Below are 517 nucleotides of genomic sequence, written 5' to 3' on the forward strand. Positions count from 1 at the left end.
CCCACTTCAAATTTTCGCTATATAAGTTGCAATAAAGATTTTCCGATTGTTCGATTCTGTTTTCCTTCATAACAAGTCATTTTGATAGAATGCAGCGGGCGCTCTACTGGATGTAAAACAAAGTTTCAACTTATATAGAAAATTAAGTGGGGGTAGTTCACCACTCACACCACAAGCATTATTCGATGGCACATTAGGCGAGGCAAAACCGTCAGATGAAAAAGCCAAACAACTGATTGAGCCATTATTGCAGAAAGGGAGCTATTATTTGATCGCAACGGAAGGCAATCATCTCATGGGTTGGATTTTAATCGGAGCAAGCCAAGACCCGCTCACTGAGAAAATATATGGATTTATCTACGAATTGTTTGTGTTAGAAGAATTTAGAGGAAAGGGAATGGCAAGGAAATTAATAGAAGCCGGCATCGAACATTTGAAACAAGATGGATATTCAGAGGTTCGTTTGCGTGTATATGCAGGAAATCAAGCAATGAAACTGTATGAAACACTCGGATTC

General features: G+C 39.1%; 1 protein-coding gene. It reads left to right on the forward strand.

What is annotated here, in order from left to right:
• Nucleotides 1-106 precede the first annotated feature (106 nt).
• On the forward strand, nucleotides 107-517 hold a 411-nt coding region (locus I656_RS0116430; protein WP_033006392.1), incomplete at its 3' end, for a GNAT family N-acetyltransferase.

The organism is Geobacillus sp. WSUCF1, assembly GCF_000422025.1.
Taxonomy (GTDB): domain Bacteria; phylum Bacillota; class Bacilli; order Bacillales; family Anoxybacillaceae; genus Geobacillus; species Geobacillus zalihae.